This is a genomic window from Spirillospora sp. NPDC052242, assembly GCF_040679555.1.
Lineage (GTDB): Bacteria > Actinomycetota > Actinomycetes > Streptosporangiales > Streptosporangiaceae > Spirillospora.
In genome coordinates this window covers 1-1,052 of sequence record NZ_JBFAUZ010000121.1, presented here as the reverse complement: position 1 = coordinate 1,052, position 1,052 = coordinate 1, and the positions used below count along the sequence as shown (strand labels likewise).

The following is a 1,052-nucleotide window of genomic DNA, read 5'->3' as shown; positions in this document are numbered from 1 at the left end:
AGTCGCATGCTGTAGACCCGAAGCGGGGTGATCTAGCCATGGGCAGGGTGAAGCGCCGGTAAGACGGTGTGGAGGCCCGAACCCACCAGGGTTGAAAACCTGGGGGATGACCTGTGGTTAGGGGTGAAAGGCCAATCAAACTCCGTGATAGCTGGTTCTCCCCGAAATGCATTTAGGTGCAGCGTCGCGTGTTTCTTGCCGGAGGTAGAGCTACTGGATGGCTGATGGGCCCTACAAGGTTACTGACGTCAGCCAAACTCCGAATGCCGGTAAGTGAGAGCGTGGCAGTGAGACTGCGGGGGATAAGCTTCGTAGTCGAGAGGGAAACAGCCCAGATCATCGGCTAAGGCCCCTAAGCGTGTGCTAAGTGGTAAAGGATGTGGAGTTGCCGTGACAACCAGGAGGTTGGCTTAGAAGCAGCCACCCTTGAAAGAGTGCGTAATAGCTCACTGGTCAAGTGATTCCGCGCCGACAATGTAGCGGGGCTCAAGCACACCGCCGAAGCCGTGGCACTCCGAGTTTTGCTCGGGGTGGGTAGGGGAGCGTCCTGCAGCCGGTGAAGCCGCCGAGTGATCGAGTGGTGGAGGCTGTGGGAGTGAGAATGCAGGCATGAGTAGCGAATCACACGTGAGAAACGTGTGCGCCGGATGACCAAGGGTTCCTGGGGCAGGCTAATCCGCCCAGGGTAAGTCGGGACCTAAGGCGAGGCCGACAGGCGTAGTCGATGGACAACGGGTTGATATTCCCGTACCCGCTGGTACGCGCCAACGCTGAATCCTCTGATGCTAACCATCCGAACCGCCTTCAGCTCCCTTCGGGGAGTGTTGGTTGGGGAGCATGGGACCCGAGGGGGTAGTAGGTGAGCGATGGGGTGACGCAGGAGGGTAGCTCAGCCCAGGCGATGGTTGTCCTGGGGTAAGCATGTAGCCCGCGCCATAGGCAAATCCGTGGCGCATCAAGGGTGAGATGTGATGCCGAGCCGTTTTAGGTGAAGTGAGTGATCCCATGCTGCCGAGAAAAGCCTCTAGTGAGTGTGCCGGCGGCCCGTACCC

Annotated in this window: 1 rRNA gene; it reads left to right on the top strand. The window is 59.1% G+C overall.

Annotated elements, in window-relative coordinates:
- Positions 1-1,052: ribosomal RNA gene (locus AB0L25_RS41065) — 23S ribosomal RNA — on the top strand; the annotation flags it as partial.